This window comes from Cupriavidus sp. 05T42 (genome assembly GCF_056396345.1).
Genome location: NZ_JBFTLH010000027.1, coordinates 21788 through 42551, shown reverse-complemented (window position 1 = coordinate 42551; position 20764 = coordinate 21788). Strand labels below are relative to the sequence as shown.

Below are 20764 nucleotides of genomic sequence, written 5' to 3'. Positions count from 1 at the left end.
GGGAGGCTGTTGGGAATTCCCTGGGATTAACGACGCCGCAGCCACATTCCCTTAGCTTCCGTTAGCACCAGGGGGCCAAGATGGGCGATGATCGGGAAAATTGCGCCGCACTGTCCACCTGGAGCCCCCTGCCATGACCGCTCAGCCGTCCGCCGCCTTCTCCTTCATCGATCCAGACCCCGCCGAGGCCGATCCGCTGCAGGGCGAGCTGGCGCTGCTGGACCACGCCGCCCTGCGCGGCCCGGTGGCGCAGTTGTGGGAGGCGCCGCTGTCACTGGTGATTCCGCGCAGCTACCTGCGCCAGCCCGGCATCGAGGCCGCCCGCGCGGACTTTGCCGCCCGGGGCTGCCCGGTCTGGCTGCGCATGTCGGGCGGCGGGCTGGTGCCGCAGGGGCCGGGCATCCTGAACGTGAGCCTGGCCTACGCGGTGCCGAAGGGCGCGGCTACGTGGATGGAGCCCGTCTATATCCACCTGTGCGATGTGCTGGCGGACGGGATGCGCCAGCTGGGCGTGGAAACGCACTGGCAGGCGGTGGAGGGGTCGTTCTGCGACGGGCGCTACAACCTGGCCTGGGGGCCGGGCGATGCAGCGCGCAAGATCGCCGGCACCGCGCAGTACTGGCGCCGCGCGCCGGCCGCCGCGCAATCGGACGATGGCCAGCGCCATCTGGTGCTGGCGCACGCCATCCTGCTGGTGAGCGCGGACCCGGTCGAGATCAATGCCCGCGCCAATGCGTTCGAGGCGGCCATCGGGAGCGGCCGGCACTACGACCCGGCCAAGGTGGTMAGCGTGCGCGAGGCGGCCGGCATCGAGGACGATCCCCAACTGACGTCGCGCGTGGCCGAGGCGATCCGCGCCGCCATCGCCCGCACGCCGCCGCCGGGCGCCTAGCGCGCCGTGAAGCGGATGTCGCCGTACCAGGCGCGCGCGTTGGCGCCGGTGTTGTCGGTATCGGTCATCAGGCCATAGCCCAGCAGCTTGCCGGGCTTTTCGCGGAAGACCTTCTGGAAGTCCGCACTCACATTGCGGCGCAGCTTCTGCCATTTGCCGGCATCGGCCGCGCCGCCCACCACGATCATCTGCACCCGGTTGGTATGCGGATTGGCGATGACCGTGCCCACCGGCGCGCTGTTGGTCCAGATATACATCAGCGTGGCGTAGGGCAGCTTGTCGCCGACCGCGCCCGAGATGGCCATGCCGGCGCGCTCGCCAATCGACAGGTTGCTGCTTTCGCCGTCGAAGAAGAACACCAGCCGGGCGGGGGCGTCCTCGCGCTTGGCGTCGCGGTTGTMGGCGTCCGGGATCGGGCCGGCCACCTTCCAGCGCCATTGCACCACCGGCGTGGCCGCGAGGTCGAAGTCGCCGGCGTGGATCAGGCCGGAGGCGGCGCCGGTGGCATCGGCCTCGAGCACCGTGGTGCCCTGGTCGGCCACCAGCGCGTAGCGCGTGAGGGCCTTGCCGCTGACCACGGGCTTGTTCTGCCAGCCCTCCGGCAGCGCGCCGCCGGGCCGGCTGGCCGAGAAGGCAACGCCGGGGTCGTCGGCACGGGCCGCCGTGGCAAGGGTCATGGCCGAGGCCGCCACCATGGCGGCGAGCATCGGCAATATCGGACGAGTAAGACGAAGGACCGGGGCGCGCATCGTGACCGCCTTTTGTTATGGTGACGGGTGAAATTCAGATCATTCGCATGGACTGCTCAGTCCATTGTAGAAAGCGCCGCCGGCCCGCACCGTGCGGCGTAGGCCGAAATCGGCTTCGGACAGACGCTGACAGGATCTGGCGCGCCCTCGCCACAAGTACCGCATCCGCCACTTCACATACCTGCTTACAAACTGGGCCACGGCCGGGCCGCAGGCCGGTGGTATCGTGCTGCCTCGCGCGGTGCGGGTCTGGCCGCGCGCCGTCATCTCCGCTCCCCTGATTCCCGCATGCGTGCTGCTGTCGTTCGATCCCTGTTGTCCGCGGTCCTGATGTTGGCCGCGCCCGTGTCCGTGCTGGCCGACGGCACCTTCCCGGCGTCCGAGACCCCGGAGCCGCCTKCCGCCGTCACGCCGGTGGCGTTCGCCAAGCCCACCGCCAAGCTGCCGCCGCTGCGCTTCCTGCTGACATTCGACGATGGCCCGGACGCCGGCCCGGATGGCAGCACGCCGCTGATCCTGCGCCAGTTGGCCGACAACCCGATTGCGCCCGGCATCAAGGCCATCTTCTTCGTCCAGACCGCGCATCCGCGCCGGGGCGGCGGCGCGGCCGGGCGCGCCCAGATGCGCGACACCTGCGCCGCCGGCCACCTGCTCGCCGTGCACAGCGGCGTGGTGGAGGGCCATGTCTCCCATACCAAGCTGGCGCCGACCGAGCTGGCGGCGTCGCTGCGCGCGGGCGAGGCGGACATCGCCGCCCAGTGCCGCCACGTGGCACAACTGGTGCGGCCGCCCAACTGGGCCTATAACGATGAGACGCGGGGCGTCTACCAGGGACTAGGCCTGGGCATGCTCATGGCCGACGCCAACGCGCGCGACGGCAAGATCTACGGCTGGCACATCAGCCTGCGGCGGCGCTCCCATATGGTGAGCGAGCTGGAGCAGGTGCGCGCGGCCATCGGCGCGCGGCGGCTCCAGCCGGTGAACGGCGTGGTGCCGGTGGTGGTGAGCTTTCATGACACCAACGACTACACGGCGTCGCACATGACCGAGTACCTCCAGATCCTCGTCGATGCCGCGCGCGAGAACGGCCTGCCGCTGGCCGATCCGCCCTTCTATACCGACGCCCGCGCCGCCGAACGCGCCGCTTTGGTGCGTGCCAGGGACGGCGACTACGCGCGGCAAAGCTGGCCCTGACCGGCGCCTGCTCCGGCAGGGCCCAATCGGCCATGCGGCACCGCACGAGGAATTCGTAGAAGTGCTACGCTAACGGCCCGTGGTGCCCTAACCGGAGAATCACCGTGCCCCGCAAGACCCCCATCGAACGCTATCGCAACATCGGTATCAGCGCGCATATCGACGCCGGCAAGACGACGACGACCGAGCGCATCCTGTTCTACACCGGCGTGAACCACAAGCTGGGCGAGGTGCATGACGGGGCCGCCACCATGGATTGGATGGAGCAGGAGCAGGAGCGCGGCATCACCATCACGTCGGCCGCCACCACGGCCTTCTGGAAGGGGATGGCGGGGAACTACCCCGAGCATCGCATCAACATCATCGACACCCCCGGCCACGTGGACTTCACCATCGAGGTGGAACGCTCCATGCGCGTGCTCGACGGCGCCTGCATGGTGTACGACGCCGTGGGCGGCGTGCAGCCGCAGTCGGAAACCGTCTGGCGCCAGGCCAACAAGTACAAGGTGCCGCGCATCGCGTTCGTCAACAAGATGGACCGCGTGGGCGCCGACTTCTTCCGCGTGCAGACCCAGATCGCCGATCGCCTGAAGGGCAACGCCGTGCTGATCCAGATTCCGGTCGGCGCCGAGGATCATTTCCAGGGCGTGGTCGATCTCGTGAAAATGCGCGCCATCGTCTGGGACGATACGAGCCAGGGCGTGCACTTCGAGTACACCGACATCCCGGCCGCGCTGCAGGCCACCGCGCAGGAATGGCGCGAGAAGATGGTCGAGGCCGCCGCCGAAGCCAGCGAGGACCTGCTCGAGCGCTACCTGAGCGGCGAGCCGCTGACCGAGGAAGAGATCAAGGCCGGGCTGCGCAAACGCACCATCGCCGGTGAAATCGTGCCGATGCTATGCGGCAGCGCCTTCAAGAACAAGGGCGTGCAGGCGATGCTGGACGCGGTGATCGACTACCTGCCGTCGCCGGCGGACGTGCCCGCCATCCTCGGCCACACCGAGGACGACAAGGAAGCCGAGCGCCACCCGAACGACGACGAGCCGTTCTCGGCGCTCGCCTTCAAGATCATGACCGACCCGTTCGTCGGCCAGCTGATCTTCTTCCGCGTGTATTCGGGCGTGGTGAATTCGGGCGACACGGTCTACAACCCGGTCAAGTCCAAGCGCGAACGGCTGGGGCGCATCCTCCAGATGCACGCCAACGTCCGCAACGAGATCAAGGAAGTGCGCGCCGGCGACATCGCCGCGGCCGTGGGCCTCAAGGAGGCCACCACGGGCGACACCCTGTGCGATCCCGACAAGGTCATCATCCTCGAACGCATGACTTTCCCGGAGCCGGTGATCTCGCAGGCCGTGGAACCGAAGACCAAGGCCGACCAGGAGAAGATGGGCATCGCCCTGAACCGGCTGGCCCAGGAAGACCCGTCGTTCCGCGTGGCGACCGACGAGGAGTCCGGCCAGACCATCATCTCGGGCATGGGCGAGCTGCACCTGGAAATCCTGGTGGACCGGATGAAGCGCGAGTTTGGCGTGGAGGCCTCGGTCGGCAAGCCGCAGGTGGCCTACCGCGAGACCATCAAGAGCACCGCCAAGGACGTGGAAGGCAAGTTCATCAAGCAGTCGGGCGGGCGCGGCCAGTACGGCCACGTGGTGCTGAACCTCGAGCCGATGCCGCAGGGCGGCGGCTATGCCTTCGTCGATGCCATCAAGGGCGGCGTGGTGCCGCGCGAGTTCATCCCGGCGGTGGACAAGGGCATCAAGGAGACGCTGGAAGCCGGCGTGCTGGCCGGCTACCCGGTGGTGGACGTGAAGGCGACGCTGGTGTTCGGCTCGTACCACGATGTGGATTCGAACGAAAACGCGTTCCGCATGGCGGGTTCCATGGCGTTCAAGGAAGGCATGCGCCGCGCCAAGCCGGTGCTGCTGGAGCCGATGATGTCCGTGGAGGTGGAAACGCCCGAGGAATTCACCGGCAACGTGATGGGCGACCTCTCCTCGCGGCGCGGCATGGTGCACGGCATGGAAGACATCGCGGGCGGCGGCGGCAAGATCGTGCGCGCCGAGGTGCCGCTGGCGACGATGTTCGGCTACTCCACCTCGCTGCGCTCCCTCACCCAGGGCCGCGCCACCTTCACGATGGAGTTCAAGCACTACGCCGAAGCCCCGGCCAACGTGGCCGAGGCGGTGATCAGCTCGCGCAAGAACTGAGCACGGGTGTTCTCCCCTTCCCGGAGGGAGCGGGGAGAACACCATGCGCCACCCGTCATCGATTCATGGCATGATGCTCCGGCGGCCACACGCCGCCTCATCCACTGCTACGGGAGCGCACCATGATGGCATTCCTCGGTACTGTGCTGGTTGGACTTGTCGTGGGGCTCATCGCCCGCGCCATCAAACCTGGCGACGACAAGATGGGCTGGATCATGACGATCCTGCTGGGCGTGCTTGGCGCGCTGGCGGCCGGCTACATCGGCCGGTCGATGGGGTACTACCAGCCGGGCGAGGCCGCCGGATGGATTGCCTCGGTCATCGGTGCCATCGTGCTACTGGTGATATACGACCTGGTTCGCCGTAAGAACTGAAGCGCCTTCCTTGCCGCACCGCTGCAGCGCGGTGGTGCTGCCCGGGGCGGCCATCGCCGCGACCTGCGGCGCCACCGAACGCAGCACGCGCACGGCCAGCGCGCTCGTGAACGCGTAGCGCGCCGCGTACGGCTCGCGCACGTGGATCGTCACCGTGCCGAAATAGCGGTCCCCCAGCAGGAACACGAAGGTGGCCGACCGGTTGACCGAGCGCGACGAAATTACGCGCCCGCCCGGACCATAGGTCTGGAAGCGCTGGTCACCCGTACCGGTCTTGCCGCCAATCATCAGTGGCGCGCCGGGCTGCCCCGGCCGGCTGACCGGCGTGAAGGCCCCCCGGATCGACTTGGCCGTGCCACTCTCCACCACATCGAACATCGAACGCCGCACCAGCGCGGCAATCTCCGGCGCAATCAGCACCTTGCCTGGCCCCGGGCGCAGGGCGTATGTCGTGGCATAGGGGGTGTCGGCGGCAAAGGCGAGCGTGCGGATCGTGGACGGCTGGGCATCCACGCCATTGCCGAGGATGATGCCGGCCAGCTCCGACAGCGCCGCCGGGCGGTCACCCGAGGCACCGATGGCCGTGGCGTACGACGGCGTCAGCGAATCGAACGGATAACCGAGGCGCTGCCAGCGCTTGGCCACCTTGTCGAACGCCTCCTTCTCCAGCAGCGTGCGGATGCGGGCGTCCTGCCCCAGCTTGCTGCGGGTCTTGAACAGCCACTTGTAGACGTATTGCCGCTCGTCCGCGCTGGCCTTGAGCACCTCGCTCAGCGTGGCATCCGGGTTGTTGCCGAGGTATTCCACCATCCACAGTTCCAGCGGATGGATGCGCGACAGGTAGCCCCGGTCGTTCAGGTCGAATTTGTCCTTCCCGTACTTGTCGTAGAGCTTGTGCAGGTCTTCCTCGGACGGCTGCTTCTGCTTGGGCAGCCGTGCGCGCACCAGGCCGGCGTAGGTGTCGAAATCGGTGGCCGGCCGGGCGCTCAGCAGCGTCACCGAGAGGCGCACGGCCCCAAGGTAGGGCGTCGGCTGCTTCACGCGACCTAGCAGAACGTTCAAACGCTCATCCGAAGTCTTGCCCCGGTAGCGCTGCCAGAACGCCGTCATATAGGAGCTGCCTTCCTCATCGGCAAAGCGCTCCAGGTACGGGCGGCGGCCCGGGTCGCTGCGATCCTCCATCAGCGCGGTGGCTTCCGGGTGGGCCTGGTGGACTTCGTACTTCACGATGTCGCGCATCATCCGGATGAATACGAGATTGACCGAATGCTGGAAGGCCACGCGCACCGTCATCTGGCGCTCGCCCTCCCATTTCTCGAAGTTCGTGAAGCTCTGCATGCCGCCGCCGGTGTAGAACGCCTCGCCGGCATTGCCCGAATACTTGCGCTCCATCGCGGCTTCGAGGATGGCCCCGCGCGAGCGCTCGGCCGGCGCCTTGGCCTTGATCAGCGTGTCGATCACCCAGCGGGTCAGCGCGTCCTGGCGCGGCACCTGGATCGCGGCCAGCTCGGCCCGGCTCAGGCTGACGTGGCGATCGTAGATCTCGTTGATGACTTCCAGATAGGTGACCAGCGTGCGCAGCTTGGCGGTGGAGCCCAGGTTCAGCCGCGCCCCCGCGTTGATGTCGAACGGCTGGTCGACATTGTCGGCCTGCACCCGCACCAGGCTGGCGTTGCCCACGCGCTCGAACAGCGTGAAGCTGGCCACGAGCCGCGACGGGTCGTCGCCCTCGCGCAGCAGGTTCTTGCCGTACAGGCCCATCTCGTGGGCATCGGTCTTGTTGCGGATGCGCAGCAGCGTGTCCGTGACCATGCGTTGCACTTCACGGTTGATGCTGCTGTCGACGGTCAGGTCGAGGCGGTCCAGCGCGTAGCGGCTGTCCACGCCCAGCAGGTGCGACACATCGTTACGCACCTGGTTGACCGCCTTGCGCGTCACCCAGGGCGCCGGGTCGGGCCGCTGCGGCGGGGCCGCCTTGTCCAGCGACTGCGCCAGCGCGGCGTCGCGCAACTCCGGAGTGATGGTATTGGTGGCCGCCAGCAGCCGCAGGTAGCTGCCAGTCAGCGCGTCCAGGTTGGTATCGTCGCGCCGCAGGTGATACGACGGCCGGCGCTGCGAGACGATCAGCGACAGCGCGCGCTTGTACGCCTGGGCCTCGCGCGGGGTGGGGCGGCGCGGGTCCATGTTGCGGATCAGCGCGTTGACCTCGCCGAAGTCCTCGCCGTACCAGACGTACAGCCCGTCGCCAATGCCGTTGATCTCGCCATGCCCCACGCGCGCGGAGAGCGGCACCGTGTTCAGGTAGTCGAGCACGATGTTTTCGCGGGCGCGCTGGGTGTCGGGACCGTTGACATAGGCGCGCAGCGAGGCCGAGGTCATCTGGCGGAACTTGTCTGGAATCGACTGGGTCCGCCCCTCGGGCGAATGGCGGAATTTCTCGATCTGGGTGGCGAGCGTGCTGCCGCCGGCCGAGTCGTGGTGCCGGTCGGCCAGCTTCACGGCCTGGTCGAGCACCGCGCGCGAGAACCGGCGCCAGTCCACGGCCGGATTCATCATCGGATACTCGGGATTGAGCAGGTTCTGGTTCTCGACGTAGAGCAGCGACGCCACCACCACCTTCGGCACCGCGTCGAAACTATCGTACTGGCGTTGGGGATAGCGTTCGAAGGCAAGCGTCAGCGCGTTGCAGTCGCGCACGATCAGGCCGGCCTGGTTTTTCTCTCGGTAGGGCGGAAAGATGCCCTCGTCCATCAGCCGGACGAGATCCGGCGACATGCGCACCTGCGCGCTCGTGGCAAACCCGTGCCGCAGCAGGCGCTCGCCGAACTCGGGCAGGCGCTCGTAGCCCAGGCGCTCGTCGTACGGACCGGAATGGGGATAACGGATGCTGTCGCTCGCGCCGGGCTGGATTTCGTAGGTCAACGACTTGCCCAGCCGGCTCATGTACAGAGCCTGCCATTGCGACGTGCGAACCTCGTGCGTGACGAGGGTCACAACCATGTAGGCGCCGCCACATACGGCAACCGCCAAGCCAGCGAGAATCCAGCGACGACGTGACACGTTTCGGCATCCGGTTGCGCTTGCGCCCACCAGTTCCGGGGCGCCACCAGCTTTTTCATTGCAGGCTGCCGCGCCAGCATCGGCGTGCGACGGCCTGTATTGATATTACTAGCAACCAGCGTGGAGTGGCATGCCGAAGTGGGCTGGCGCACGCTTTCAAACACGGAATTTCTTGCGGCGCCGTGCCCGGCACGCAACACGTGGCGGGCCGGCACGCCACACGGGTGCCGCGAGCCGCCCGCGCGTCACACGCGGGCGGTGCGGCCATGTCAGTTTTGCACTGACCGGCTTATGCCGATGCCGCCGCCGATGCCACCGGGCGCCCGCCGAACGGATAGCTCGGATCGGTGTAGCCGGGCGTGGAAGCATGGCCGCGCGGCACGAGCTTATCGACCAGCGCCTCTTCCTGCGCCGAAATCGCGACGTTCACTGCGCCGAAGTAGTCCTCGAACTGCGCCAGCGTGCGCGGCCCGGCGATCACGCTGCTGATGATCGGGTTGGCCAGCACCCAGGCCGTGGCGAACTGGCCCGGCGTGATGCCGCGCCCTTCGGCATGCGCCTTGAGCTGCTGGGCGATGACCAGCGACTCCTCGCGAAACTCGGTTTCCATCATGCGCCGGTCCGCCCGGCCGGCGCGGCTGTCCGCGTCCGGCTTCTGGCCCGGCAAATACTTGCCGGTCAGCACGCCGCGCGCGATCGGGCTGTAAGGCACCACGCCCAGGCCGAAATGTTCGCAGGCCGGCAGGATTTCCACCTCCGGCATCCGGTTCAGCAGGTTGTAGTACGGCTGGCAGGCCACCGGGCGCGGCACGCCCAGGCGGTCGCACAGGTTGGCGATCTCGGCGATACGCCAGCCGCGGAAATTCGACACGGCCCAGTAGCGGATCTTGCCGGCGCGGATCAGGTCGCCCATGGCGCGCACCGGTTCCTCAAGATTGGCGCCGGCGAAGTCGCGGTGCAGGTAGAGGATGTCCACATAGTCGGTGGCCAGCCGGCGCAGGCTGTCTTCCACCTCGCGCAGGATCCACGTACGTGAATAGTTCGACTGGTTCGGACGGCTGCCCATCAGGTTGCCCAGCTTGGTGGCAAGCACCCAGTCGTGGCGGTCGGCGATCAGCAGGCGGCCCACCATCTGCTCGGAACCGCCCTTGCTGTAGACGTCGGCGGTGTCGATGAAATTGACGCCGTGGTCGCGTGCGCTGCCCACGATGCGGGCGGCCTCGGCCTCGTCGGTCTGGTCGGCGAACATCATCGTGCCCAGACACAGGGCGGAAACCTTCAGGTTGCTGGCGCCGAGGCGGCGGTACTGCATGGTGAAATCTGGCATGGCGAATTCCCAGGGTAGTCGAGGCCGAAGCAAAGGGTCTGGCGGCGCCTGCGCGACCGCCAGCGCGCATTGTGCGCCGATGTGGCGGGGCTTGCAGGCGACGCGCCGCTAGAGGCGCTTTCGGGCGCTTTCGGGTGACTTCGGGGCAGTACCCCTGTCGATTCAGGCTTCCACAGGGTGGAATCCGGGCAGTGCCGGCACCCGCTCGGCCAGGAAGGCCAGCAGCGCCCGCGTGCGCGCCGGCTGGTGGCGGCGCGACGGATAGACCAGATAGGCATCCTGCGCCGGGCCCTGCCAGCCGGGCAGCACCGGGGTCAGCGCGCCGGTGTCGAGCAGGTCCTGCACGAGCCAGGCCGGCGTCAGGCCAAACCCGGCGCCCGCCAGGAAGCTCTCGCGCATGGCCAGCGAGTTGTTGGCGCGATAGCGGCACGGCGCGTCCACCTTGGCGGCGTTGCCGTGGGTATCGGTCAGCACGATCTCGTCCCCGGCGGCGAGCCAGGTGAAGCGCAGCAGGTCGTGACCGGCCAGATCGGCCGGCTGCCGCACCGGGGCATGGCGCGCGAGGTAGCCCGGGGCGGCCACGAGTCCGCGCGGCGACACCGCGATGCGCCGCGCCACCACATTGGGCGGCAGCGACGCGCCGAGCCGCACCGCCACGTCCACGCCCGCCTCCACCAGATCGACGAAACGGTCGTCGAAGACCAGTTCGACATCGACCTCCGGATACCGGGCGAGGAAATCGAGGATCAGTGCATTGAGCCGCAGCACGCCAAAGCTGACCGGCGCGCTGAGGCGCACCTTGCCCACGGGACGATCCGCCCGGCCGCGCGCATCGGCGGTGGCTTCGGCATAGGCGTCGAGCACGGTCAGGGCATGGGCATAGAAGCGACGGCCGGCCTCGGTCGGCTGCAAGTGGGTGGTGCTGCGCTCGAGCAGCCGCACACCAAGGTCCGCCTCCAGCGCGGCTACGGTTTTGCTGATGGTCGGCTGGGTGCTGTCCAGCTCACGCGCCACGGCGGAGAGGCTGCCCAGCTCCACGGCGCGGGTGAAGACGTGCATCGCCTTGAGGGTGTCCATGTCATTCTTAATTGGAATGATTGATATGCGATTCTGCCGCGTTCTCGTGCGAATCGGAATAGGTGACAGTGGGGCCATTCCCACTTTGATGAGAGTTTTCTGATGTCTGCCTATTCGCTGCTTCGCATGGTTGCCCTGACGGGCTGCATCGCCGCCGGCCCCGCCATGGCCGCCCCGCAATGGGTGCCGACCTGGGTGGCCAGCCAACAACCGGTCTGGCGACCTGATGAACTGCCCTTGCCGACTGGCTTGCCGGCCCGGCTTGATGACCGCACGGTGCGGCAGGTCGCCCGCGTCAGCATCGGCGCGAGTCGGGTGCGCGTGGTGCTATCCAATCAGTACGGCCGGGTGCCGCTGACTGTCGATGCCATCCAGCTCGCTCGTCATGCCGGCGGCGGCGTGATCGATCCGACCACCAATCATGCGGTGACCTTCGCCGGCAAACCCGCGATCTCCATCCCGCCCGGCGCCACGGCGACCAGCGACCCGGTGTCGCTGCCGGTGCCAGCACTGGCCGAGGTGGCGGTCAGCCTCCACCTGCCGGCGCCGGTGCGGATCGCCACCTTCCACTGGGATGGCCGGCAGACCGCCTATATCGCCGATGGCCACCACGTGACGGACGCCGCCCTGCCCCGGCCCGAGACCTTCCAGGCAAGGCTGCTGCTGTCCGCCATCGAGGTGGAAGCCCGCCAGCCGGCGCCCGTCATCGTCGCGCTCGGCGATTCGATCACCGAAGGCAACGGCGCCACGCCCGACGCCAACCGGCGCTGGCCTGACGTTCTCGCCGCCCGGCTGGCCGGGGACGGCATCGCGGTCCTCAACGCGGGCATCTCGGGCGGGCAACTGCTGCGCGCCGGCATGGGCGAAGCGGGCCGCGCGCGCTTCGAGCGCGACGTGCTCGATGTGCCCGGCGTGCAGGCGGTCATCGTCGCGCTGGGCATCAATGACATCGGCTGGCCCGGCTCGACCTTCCTGCCGACGACCCGCTTGCCCGCCGCCCCCGACCTGATCGCCGGCTACCAGTCCCTGATCGACCGCGCGCACCGGCGCGGGGTGCGCGTGATCGGCGCCACGATCACGCCGTTTGCGGACGCGCTGGCTGTGGAAGGGTCGCCGATCCACGGCTACGCCAGCCCGGAGAAGGACGCGCTGCGCCAGCAGGTGAACCACTGGATCCGCACCAGCGGCGCCTTCGATGCCGTAGCGGACTTCGACGCCGCCCTGCGCGCCCCGGCCCGCCCGGACGCCCTGCAGACAGCCTTCGACAGCGGCGACCACCTCCACCCTGGCGACCGGGGCTACGCAGCGATGGCCGGCGCCATCGACCCCGCCGCGCTGCTGCCTGCGCGCCAGCCATGAAAAAAGCCGGCAAGGTTGCCCTTGCCGGCTTTTCTGGCGATGCCTGCCCGCGCTCAGTCTTCGAGCTTCGGCAGCGCGGCGCTGGTCTTGGTCGACAGCAGGCCGCTCTTCGCGTACGTCTGGAGCTTCTCGCGGGTGTCCACGATGTCCAGCGTGCGCATCGTCAGTTGGCCGATGCGGTCCAGCGGCGTGAACATCGATTCGCCCTTTTCCATCGTCAGCCGTTCCGGCTTGTAGGTCAGGTTCGGCGACGTGGTGTTCAGGATCGAGTAGTCGTTGCCACGACGCAGTTCGATKGTCACCTCGCCGGTCACGGCGCCCGCCACCCAGCGCTGGGCGGTTTCGCGCAGCATGATGGCCTGCGGGTCGAACCAGCGGCCCTGGTACAGCAAGCGGCCCAGGCGGCGGCCATTGTCGCGGTACTGCTCGATGGTGTCTTCGTTGTGGATGCCGGTGATCAGGCGCTCGTAGGCGATGAACAGCAGCGCGAGGCCCGGGGCTTCGTAGATGCCGCGGCTCTTGGCCTCGATGATCCGGTTCTCGATCTGGTCGCTCATGCCCAGGCCGTGGCGGCCGCCGATGACATTGGCTTCCATGAACAGGTCCACGCTGTTCGCGAAGGTCTTGCCGTTCAGGGCCACGGGCTGGCCTTCCTCGAAGCGCACGGTCACTTCCTCGCGCTTCACTTCCACGTCATCGCGCCAGAACTGCACGCCCATGATCGGCTGGACGATGCGGATGCCCGAGTTCAGGTGCTCGAGATCCTTGGCCTCGTGCGTGGCGCCAAGCATGTTCGAGTCCGTCGAATACGCCTTTTCGGCCGACATCTTGTAGTCATGGCCGCTCTGGCGCATGAACTCGGACATTTCGGCGCGGCCGCCCAGTTCGTCGATGAACTGCTGGTCCAGCCACGGCTTGTAGATCTGCAGGCCCGGGTTGGTCAGCAGGCCGTAGCGGTAGAAACGCTCGATGTCGTTGCCCTTGAACGTGCTGCCATCGCCCCAGATGTTGACGCCATCGTCCTTCATCGCGGCCACCAGCATCGTGCCGGTCACGGCGCGGCCGATCGGCGTGGTGTTGAAGTACGTCACGCCAGCCGTGGAAATGTGGAATGCACCGCACTGCAGCGCGGCGATCCCTTCGGACACCAGCTGCACGCGGCAATCCACCAGACGCGCTTCTTCGGCGCCGTACGCCTTGGCGCGGCGGGGAATGTCGTCGTAGTCCGGCTCGTCGGGCTGACCCAGGTTGGCCGTGTAGGCGTAGGGAATGGCGCCCTTCTGGCGCATCCAGAGGAGCGCGGCGCTGGTGTCGAGTCCGCCCGAGAAGGCGATTCCGACGCGCTGGCCGGAAGGAATGTGCTGCAGGATGGTAGTCATCGCCAGAAATCTAGGTGAATTTGTCGGCTCTTGGGGCGCTCCCGCGTGAAACCCCCACACGGCAGCCGATGCGGCGCCCGAACTCGTAACCTTGAATTGTGACACGCCCGGGCGGTAGCGCCAAACTGCGGGGCCCGGGCGGGGTTCACTCGGCGCTCAGTCGGCGTCGTCCACGAGCAGGTCCATGGGAACGCCAAGTGCCAGCGCCAGCCGCTGCAGCACGTCCACGGTGCCGTCGCGCTTGCGGTTTTCGATCTGGCTCAGGTAGGGGGTGCTGAGCCCGGCCGCCTGGGCCAATGCCTCCTGGGTCATGCGACGGTAATCGCGCCAGGCCTTGACTGGATGGTCGCCCGCCAACTCCGCGTCGACCACGGCGGCCGGAATGCGTACACCGTCATCGGCCGCCTTGGCACGGTCATACAGGGCTACATCGTCGAGATCCTCGAACAGGTGCTTCACCTTGTCCCAAACGTCGATCGGCACGACTGCAAAGGCCCGCTGGCCATCTTGCTMGATAAATTGGATGTCGGTCATTGATAGGCGCCCCCGCGCGGATTGAGACGGATTCCCCGCAGCATGTCGATCTTGCTGCGGATCTGGGTGGCAACGTTGCGCGGCCTGGCCTTCAAAGCCCGGCGCGCCTGTCTGGAAAGGTCAACTTCATGGACGTGCGTCATATTAGCTTATCGCTAAGTAATCCGCAAATAAAATTAGCAACCGAAATGGACGCTGATTTCATTGCGGTGGGAGTGACGAACGCCAGGGAAGAGGGCGGCTTGTGGACGGGAAGAAATCGGGTCGCCCTGGCATGGAGCGCCTATCCTAGCCCGGTGCCCAGCGTGAAAACGTGTCCGGCGGTGACGGACACGAAAAGTAACAATGTGGACGTTGTCCATTTTATTTGCTAGTCTCTTGTGGACGGCGTACACAAATCGCCGGCCAACGCCAAACCAGGAGATGTCGATGTCCAAGAAAGTCCAGTCCTATCTGTTCTTCGACGGTCGCGCAGAGGAAGCGGCCGAGTTCTACAAGACCGCGCTCGGTGCCAAGGTGGAAATGCTGCTGCGCTTCCGTGACAACCCCGAGCCGCAGGACGCCAGCCCCGGTTGCGGGCCCGGTGCCGGCAACGATGACAAGGTCATGCATATGGCGCTGCAGATTGGGGACACCACGATCATGGCGTCCGATGGCGACTGCAAGGGCCAGACCGCCTTCCAGGGCTTCGCGCTCTCCATCACCGTGCCGGACGCCGCGACGGTCGACAAGACGATTGGCGCGCTGAGCGCGGGCGGCAACGTGGTCATGCCGGCGATGAAGACCTTCTTCTCGGAGCGCTTCGGCATGGTGGCGGACAAGTTCGGCGTGACCTGGATGGTCCTGGTGGCGAGCGAATAAGCGCCGATGGCACTGTCCCGGCATGGCCGTGCCGTAAAATGCGCGGCCAACCGGAGACATGCCATGGAATCCCGCCTGACCGACCTCGAGATCAAGCTCGCCTTCCAGGAAGACCTGATCGAGACGCTGAACCTGGCCGTCGCGCGCCAGCAGCAGCAACTGGACCTGCTCCAGGCCCAGTTCCGGGCGCTGTACCAGCAGGTCCGGACGAGTGCCTCGGCCGCCGCCGAGTCCAATCCGCAGCATGAGATTCCGCCGCACTATTGAGGCGGCAGCAGCCATGCGGCGCACTCATCACACAGGAACGATGCCCCCCGGGCCCGGTCTGACCGGCAACGATGCCAACCGAACCGAGCCCATGGCCCGTCCCTTGATCAATCGCTTCTTCCACGCCCGCCGCGCGCTGCTGGCCACGGCCGCAGTCGCCGCGCTGGGCAGCTTCGCCCTCGCCCACGCCGCCTACAACGTATGGACGGGCGAGTACACCTTCACCAAGGCCGAGTTGCAGAGTGCCGTCGAGAAACGCTTTCCCACCACGCTGCGCTATGGCGAACTGGTGAGCGTGCAGCTGTCGCACCCGCGCCTGGTGCTGGATGAGGCCACCAACCGCATCACCACGCAGATGGATGCGGCCATCAGCAACACCATCCTGCCGTCCCCGCCGGTCAACGGCACGCTGGCGCTGAACAGCGGCGTGCGCTACGACGCCACGCAGCGTGCCGTGCTGCTCGACAATCCCACGGTCCAGCAGGTACAGGTGCAGGGCATGAGCCAGTACAACGAGCAGCTCAACGCCATCGGCGCGGTGGTGGCGCAGCAGTTGCTGAAGGACTATCCGCTCTATACGTTCAAGCCCGAGGAGTTGCGCTTCAACGGCAAGGACGTGCAGCCGGGCGCGATCACCGTCGCGGCGGACGGTATCCGGGTGAAGCTCGATCTGCGTTAGTCCGAGGTAGTCCGAGCTAACCCGCCCCGGCTTCCAGCCCCAGCGCGGTGGCAAGCGCCGCCAGCGTCGGCCCGATCGGCGCGAGCACCTTCAACGTCAGCAGGGGATCGGCCCGCGTGGTGCCAAGGTTCAGGGCGGCAATCGGCAAGCCGCGCTCGTGCGCCCAGACGCAGAAGCGATACCCCGAGAACACCGTCAGCGACGAGCCGATCACCAGCATGGCGTCCGCTGCATCGAGCGCCAGCCGCCCGGCCGCCACGCGCTCGCGCGGCACCGATTCGCCGAAGAACACCACATCGGGCTTGAGCAGCCCTTCGCAGCGCTCGCACACCGGCACCGAAAAATTGTCGAATAGCGGCGATTCCAGATGGGCGTCGCCATCGGCCGCCGGCAGGGCCGACACATCGCGGAATTCGGGATTGTGCTGCCACAGCCAGCGCTGGATGTCCGCGCGCGGGTAGCGCGTGGCACAGGACAGGCAGATGACCTGGCCGATGCTGCCGTGCAGCTCGATCACCCCCTGGCTGCCAGCGCGCTGGTGCAGGCCATCCACGTTCTGCGTGACCAGCCCGGCCACGCGCCCGGCATCGCCCAGCCGCGCCACCACGCGATGGCTCACGTTCGGCTGCGCGCCGTCCGCCACGGGCCAGCCGACCATACTGCGCGCCCAGTAGCGCTGGCGCGCCGCGTGGCCGCTCAGGAAGGCGGTGATGGTCATCGGCGCGGAGCGCTGCCACCGGCCCTGCTCGTCGCGGTAGCCCGGAATGCCGGAGTCCGTGCTGATGCCGGCGCCGGTCAGCACAAACAGGCGCGGATGGCGCTGCACGAAGTCGAGAAGGTCTTCCACCGGCCGGGGGTTACGAGGTGGACGATGTAGAAGAGGCCTCGGCGCGCGCAGCCTGGCGCGCCTCCCACGCCCTCAGTTCCTGCCGGTAGCGGTCCATTTCGTCGTTGTAGTAGTCAAAGATGCACGGATCGCAGCCGCTCTGGCAGCACTCGTTGTCGCCAGGGCGCTCGGGCGGGAGCGGACGCGGATCATCGGAAACGGGGGAAGACACGGCTCAAGACCTGAAGGAAATGTTACGGCGCCAGTATATGCCGCCTGTCCGGTTCGGTCCGCGGACCGCCCCTCCGGCGCCGGCCTGATCTGCATCGTTCCAATCCGATGTTGAATTGTTTCGAAGGTGGCCCATCGCGCACACGATTGCGGCGGCAGGCTGCTAGCCTTGTGGCAAGGTTGCCGCCGGCCACCTCTGAGGCGTGGATGATCGGATACGCTGCCATGYGCGTTGCGACGCGACTCCCTTCCCTATGCAGCCTGCTTGCCGCGATGCTGGCCACGCTGGCGGTCGCGCCGGGCCCGGCCACGGCCGAGGAGCCGCCGCCGCAGGGCGGGACCCTCCGCCTGCCCGCCTACACCCCCAGCAACATCGTCCCCGCACCCAATCCGCCGTTCCCCGCGCCCGCCCTCCTCGCCCCGGCCACGCCCGGCGGCACGGTCGAAGGGGCTGCGGCCAAGACCCACCCGGTGGGCCGCCCCAAGATCTGCCTGGTGCTGTCCGGCGGTGGCGCGCGCGGTGCCGCCCATATCGGCGTGCTGAAGGTGCTCGAGGAACTGCGTGTGCCCGTGGACTGCATCGCCGGCACCAGCATGGGCTCGCTGGTCGGCGGCGCGTATGCCAGCGGCATGAGCATCAAGGAAATGGAGGAACTGGTCGGCGGCTTGTCCACCAGCGCGCTCTTCAAGGAACGGCCACCGCGTCAGGATCTGGCCGTCCGCCGCAAGCTGGACGACCACACCAACCTGTTCACGCCCGAGATTGGCGTGCGCGGGGACGGGCTGCTGCTGCCCAAGGGTGCGGTCTCCGGCGTGCAGCTGGAAACGGTGCTGCGCAAGCTCTCCAACACCCCCGGCTATCGGAATTTCGATACCTTGCCGATTCCTTACCGCGCCGTCGCCACCGACCTTGTCGCCGGCACCGCCGTGGTGTTCACCGAGGGCGAGCTGGCGAACGTGATGCGCGCCAGCATGTCCGTGCCCGGCGCCGTGGCGCCCACCGAGTACCAGGGCAAGCTGCTCGTCGATGGCGGCCTGACCGACAACCTGCCCGTGGACGTGGCGCGCGCCATGGGGGCCGACATCGTCATCGCGGTCAACCTCGGCACGCCGCTGATGAAGCGCGAGGACCTGACCTCGCTGATCGGCGTAACCAGCCAGATGCTGAACATCCTGACCGAGCAGAACGTGCGCAGCTCGCTGGCCTCGCTGCGGCCCATGGACATCCTGATCCTGCCCGAACTCGGCGAATTCTCCGCCGGCGACTTCGACCACCTGCCCAAGACCATTCCGATTGGCGAGGAAGCCGCCCGGCGCCAGCACACCCGGCTCGCCGCGCTGGCGATTCCACCCGACGAGTACGCCACCCTGCGCGCCGCGCAGCGCAACCTGGCGCCACCGGACCTGCGCCCCGTGGACGAAATCCGCTTCGCGCCGATGGAGCGCGTGAGCCCCGGGTTTGCCGCCGCGACGATGGAAACCCACCCCGGCGAGCCGATCTCGCAGGCCACGCTGGACCGCGACATGCGCCGGCTGTTCGGCACCGGCGACTTCGAGCACGTGAACTACCGCTTCCTCGAGGAACCGGGCAAGCGCGTGCTCGGCGTGGAAGCCATCGAGAAATCGTACGGGCCCAACTACCTGCGCTTCGGGCTTGGCCTCAGTTCCGACTTCCGCGGCGACGCCTACTTCAACCTGCTGGCGAGCTACCGCCGCACGTGGATCAACTCGCTCGGCGCCGAATGGCGCACGGACGCCCAGGTGGGCCAGACCTCCAGCCTGACCAGCGAGTTCTACCAGCCGCTCGACACCCGCCAGCTGTTCTTCATCGCCCCGCGCTTCGAACTGGAACGCCGCCCCATCAATGTCTTCAGCGGCAGCCAGCGGATCGCCCAGTACGACCTGCGCCGCACGGACCTGGCGCTGGATGTAGGCACGCAGATCACCAAATATGGCGAGGGACGCCTGGGCTTCGTGCTCGGCCACCAGAACGCGTCGCTCTCCACCGGGCCGGCGTTCCTGGACCCGGGCCATGAAAGCATCGAGCGCCGTGCCTTCACGGCCCGGATACTGGTGGATCAGGTCGACAGCATCAACTTCCCGCGCTTCGGCTACGGGGCGACGATGAACGTCTACTCGTCGCAAGGCGCAATGGGCGCCACCGACACCTATACCAAGGGCGACCTGACGGCCACCTATGCGCACTCCTTCGGCAACAACACCATCAACTTTGGCGTGCGGGCGGGCTCCAACCTGGGCGGGCCGGCGCTGCCGCCGTACGCGATGTTCCAGTGGGGCGGCTTCCTGCAGCAGTCCGGCTACTCCACCGGGCAGCTGATTGGCGGCAATATCCAGTTCGCGCGGATGGTCTACTACAACAAGCTCGTGCGGCAGACCTTCCTCGAAGGGGTCTACGCCGGGTTCTCGCTGGAGGTCGGCCGCGTAGGCGATCCGCTGGTACCGGGCAACCCCACCGGGGTGCTCAAGTCGGGGGCCGCCTTCCTCGGCCTGGACAGCCCGATCGGGCCGTTCTACCTCGCCTATGGCCGCGCGGCAGGCGGTCAGTACGCGTTCTACCTGTTCCTGGGCAAGCCTTAGGGACACTCAGGGGACAAATCCTGCGGAGATGTGACGGCCCTAGCGCAAAGTGCGCTACGGCCAACCCCCACCGAGGTGGCATGTCGGCAGGAAGTGCCGCTGCCTATACTGGCCTCGTCGTTGGGACCCCCGTCCCGGACGACACCCCTTACCCAGTCGCCGCCCCAATCGGCGACATTTTTTTGGGCGAATCCCGGCAGGCCCCGCCGTGGGACGTTAAGATGCGCGATTATCGAACGCCCCCCGCATCGTATTTCCTGCCGAATTCCCATATGGACGCCCCCGCCCCCATCAGCCTCAAGCCTGCACAGGCCGACTCCGTCCGCGCCGCCCGGCCGCCGGCCGACATCCTGTCCAGCTTCGCCGGCGACCCGAATTTCATGCTGTCGCTGGCGCGCGGCCTGACGGTGCTGGAGGCTTTCTCCGAACGCAAGCGCCCACTCACTATCTCGCAGGTGGCGCAGCGCACGCAGTTGTCGCGCGCCTCGGTGCGGCGCTGTCTCTATACGCTGGAGCAGTTGGGCTACGTGAGCCAGCAGGATGGGCACTTCGCGCTGCGGCCGCGCGTGCTCCATCTGGGGCACGCGTATTTCTCCTCGACGTCGCTGGTCTCGGCGGCGCAGCCCATCCTCGACAACCTGAGCACGCGCATCCACGAGACCTCGGCCCTGGCCATTCTCGACGGCACGGACATCCTCTACCTGGTGCGCTCGGAAGTGCAACGTGTGCTGACTCACGCACTTGGAATGGGGAGCCGGCTGCCGGCCTATTGCACGTCCACGGGCCGGCTGCTGCTGGCCCACCAGCCCGAGGCAGTGCTCGAGGCGTTCTTCGAACATGCCGAACTGCGTCCGCGCACCTTGCAGACCAAGATCTCGCGCACGGAACTGGAAGCAGCCTTCCGGCGCGCACGGGAACTGGAATACGTGCTGATCGACGAGGAACTGGAACCGGGTTTGCGGGCGATTGCCGTGCCGGTGCGGTCGCTCTCGGGCACCGTGGTGGCGGCCATCAGCGTCAGCGTGAAGGCCACCCGGGTGTCCGAGGCGGAGATGGTGGCGCGGCTGCTGACCCCCATGCGGGAGGCCGCCGTTGCCATCGGGAAGTTGATCGGGACTTAAGCGTCCGGATCAGGGGGGCGATGCCG

General features: G+C 67.5%; 19 protein-coding genes. 10 read left to right on the top strand and 9 right to left on the bottom strand.

The features are described from left to right. Nucleotides 1–133: 133 nt before the first annotated feature. Entirely contained in the window at nt 134–892 is a 759-nt protein-coding gene (locus AC1EJR_RS24995) for a lipoate--protein ligase family protein (protein ID WP_441593703.1), read from the top strand. Here the strand turns inward: AC1EJR_RS24995 and AC1EJR_RS24990 are convergent. Continuing rightward, a complete protein-coding gene (locus AC1EJR_RS24990) occupies nt 889–1599 on the bottom strand; it encodes a DUF3047 domain-containing protein (protein WP_477147726.1) in 711 nt (236 codons plus the stop codon). The genes AC1EJR_RS24995 and AC1EJR_RS24990 overlap by 4 nt on opposite strands. A gap of 372 nt (nt 1600–1971) precedes the next feature. Here AC1EJR_RS24990 and AC1EJR_RS24985 point away from each other — a divergent pair, with 372 nt between their 5' ends. From AC1EJR_RS24985 to AC1EJR_RS24975, 3 genes are all read left to right on the top strand, one after another. After that, nucleotides 1972–2835 carry a polysaccharide deacetylase family protein gene (locus AC1EJR_RS24985; protein ID WP_477147725.1) on the top strand — a complete coding sequence of 288 codons (864 nt, stop codon included), beginning with the start codon at nt 1972–1974 and terminating at the stop codon, nt 2833–2835. 104 nt (nt 2836–2939) lie between these two features. Further along, on the top strand, nt 2940–5045 hold the full coding sequence (gene fusA, locus AC1EJR_RS24980) for an elongation factor G (protein ID WP_092301611.1): 2106 nt from the start codon (nt 2940–2942) through the stop codon (nt 5043–5045). 122 nt (nt 5046–5167) lie between these two features. Beyond that, on the top strand, nt 5168–5419 hold the full coding sequence (locus tag AC1EJR_RS24975; RefSeq protein WP_092301614.1) for a GlsB/YeaQ/YmgE family stress response membrane protein: 252 nt from the start codon (nt 5168–5170) through the stop codon (nt 5417–5419). On the opposite strand, the gene AC1EJR_RS24970 is transcribed toward AC1EJR_RS24975, so the two are convergent. The 3 genes from AC1EJR_RS24970 to AC1EJR_RS24960 all read right to left on the bottom strand — a co-directional run bounded on the left by AC1EJR_RS24970 (nt 5381) and on the right by AC1EJR_RS24960 (nt 10883). Next, nucleotides 5381–8419 (bottom strand): transglycosylase domain-containing protein, encoded by a 3039-nt coding sequence (locus AC1EJR_RS24970; RefSeq protein ID WP_255371002.1) that lies wholly within the window; start codon nt 8417–8419, stop codon nt 5381–5383. The two genes, AC1EJR_RS24975 and AC1EJR_RS24970, sit on opposite strands and share 39 nt — an antisense overlap. A gap of 349 nt (nt 8420–8768) precedes the next feature. After that, nucleotides 8769–9806, bottom strand: coding sequence for an aldo/keto reductase (locus AC1EJR_RS24965; RefSeq protein WP_092301620.1), 1038 nt, complete (start codon nt 9804–9806; stop codon nt 8769–8771). Nucleotides 9807–9968: 162 nt separating this feature from the next. Continuing rightward, entirely contained in the window at nt 9969–10883 is a 915-nt protein-coding gene (locus AC1EJR_RS24960) for a LysR family transcriptional regulator (RefSeq protein WP_092301623.1), read from the bottom strand. Nucleotides 10884–10985: 102 nt separating this feature from the next. Between AC1EJR_RS24960 and AC1EJR_RS24955 the strand changes: the two genes are divergently transcribed. Next, on the top strand, nt 10986–12242 hold the full coding sequence (locus AC1EJR_RS24955; RefSeq protein WP_092301626.1) for an SGNH/GDSL hydrolase family protein: 1257 nt from the start codon (nt 10986–10988) through the stop codon (nt 12240–12242). Between the two features lie 53 nt (nt 12243–12295). On the opposite strand, the gene argG is transcribed toward AC1EJR_RS24955, so the two are convergent. The 3 genes from argG to AC1EJR_RS24940 form a co-directional block, all read right to left on the bottom strand. Then, a complete protein-coding gene (gene argG, locus AC1EJR_RS24950; RefSeq protein ID WP_092301629.1) occupies nt 12296–13621 on the bottom strand; it encodes an argininosuccinate synthase in 1326 nt (441 codons plus the stop codon). 156 nt (nt 13622–13777) lie between these two features. Further along, nucleotides 13778–14155 carry a helix-turn-helix domain-containing protein gene (locus AC1EJR_RS24945; protein ID WP_477147724.1) on the bottom strand — a complete coding sequence of 126 codons (378 nt, stop codon included), beginning with the start codon at nt 14153–14155 and terminating at the stop codon, nt 13778–13780. Next, on the bottom strand, nt 14152–14298 hold the full coding sequence (locus tag AC1EJR_RS24940) for a hypothetical protein (protein ID WP_477113837.1): 147 nt from the start codon (nt 14296–14298) through the stop codon (nt 14152–14154). Before AC1EJR_RS24940 ends, AC1EJR_RS24945 begins: the two co-directional genes overlap by 4 nt. Before the next feature lie 286 nt (nt 14299–14584). Here AC1EJR_RS24940 and AC1EJR_RS24935 point away from each other — a divergent pair, with 286 nt between their 5' ends. From AC1EJR_RS24935 to AC1EJR_RS24925, 3 genes are all read left to right on the top strand, one after another. Next, the gene (locus AC1EJR_RS24935) at nt 14585–15016 is read left to right on the top strand and encodes a VOC family protein (RefSeq protein WP_441645526.1); all 432 of its coding nucleotides are present in this window, start codon (nt 14585–14587) and stop codon (nt 15014–15016) included. 63 nt (nt 15017–15079) lie between these two features. Next, entirely contained in the window at nt 15080–15283 is a 204-nt protein-coding gene (locus AC1EJR_RS24930; RefSeq protein WP_092301635.1) for a SlyX family protein, read from the top strand. 91 nt (nt 15284–15374) lie between these two features. After that, on the top strand, nt 15375–15962 hold the full coding sequence (locus AC1EJR_RS24925; protein WP_092301687.1) for a DUF1439 domain-containing protein: 588 nt from the start codon (nt 15375–15377) through the stop codon (nt 15960–15962). 16 nt (nt 15963–15978) lie between these two features. Here the strand turns inward: AC1EJR_RS24925 and AC1EJR_RS24920 are convergent, their stop codons facing one another. Further along, nucleotides 15979–16809: an NAD-dependent protein deacetylase gene (locus tag AC1EJR_RS24920; RefSeq protein ID WP_092301638.1), complete on the bottom strand. Its 831-nt coding sequence runs from the start codon at nt 16807–16809 to the stop codon at nt 15979–15981. 10 nt (nt 16810–16819) lie between these two features. Continuing rightward, entirely contained in the window at nt 16820–17020 is a 201-nt protein-coding gene (locus tag AC1EJR_RS24915) for an oxidoreductase-like domain-containing protein (RefSeq protein WP_092301641.1), read from the bottom strand. Nucleotides 17021–17244: 224 nt separating this feature from the next. On the opposite strand from AC1EJR_RS24915, the gene AC1EJR_RS24910 reads away from it, so the two are divergent. Both AC1EJR_RS24910 and AC1EJR_RS24905 read left to right on the top strand, forming a co-directional pair. Beyond that, nucleotides 17245–19617 carry a patatin-like phospholipase family protein gene (locus AC1EJR_RS24910; protein WP_477147723.1) on the top strand — a complete coding sequence of 791 codons (2373 nt, stop codon included), beginning with the start codon at nt 17245–17247 and terminating at the stop codon, nt 19615–19617. Nucleotides 19618–19889: 272 nt separating this feature from the next. Then, on the top strand, nt 19890–20738 hold the full coding sequence (locus AC1EJR_RS24905) for an IclR family transcriptional regulator domain-containing protein (RefSeq protein WP_092301644.1): 849 nt from the start codon (nt 19890–19892) through the stop codon (nt 20736–20738). Nucleotides 20739–20764: the final 26 nt, after the last annotated feature.